At 60.5% G+C, this 385-nt stretch carries 1 protein-coding gene; it reads right to left on the bottom strand.

The window, feature by feature from the left end:
* The coding region (locus AC5ZGW_RS47455; protein ID WP_496114315.1) for an endoribonuclease YicC domain-containing protein at positions 1-385 on the bottom strand (385 nt) is incomplete at both ends.

The following is a 385-nucleotide window of genomic DNA, read 5'->3' as shown; positions in this document are numbered from 1 at the left end:
AACTGATCGATCACCACTTTCAGCTCGATGCCGGCTGCGGTGACGGCCGAAGCGTTCGATTTGGAGCAGATAGTATTCGATTCCCGGTTAAATTCTTGTGCAAGGAAATCGAGCTTTCGGCCAACCGGGCCACCTTTTGTCACGAGATCGCGGGCGGCGGCGACATGCGCCTTCAGCCGATCGATCTCTTCGCGCAGATCCGCCTTCGTAGCAAGCAGCGCTGCTTCGGCATGCAGCCGGTCACGATCGAGTGCGCCTGTTCCTTCCATGAGCAGTGCCACCTGCGCGGAGAGCCTTGCCGCGATCTCCTGCGGCGAGCGCGAAGGATCGGCCTCGATCGTGCCTGTCAGCGCTTCGATTGTCGCGACATGGCCGAGAAGCACCT

The organism is Bradyrhizobium sp. Crot121, assembly GCF_059512385.1.
Note: the sequence above shows the minus strand (reverse complement) of the source record. Positions and strands in the feature narration are given on the sequence as shown.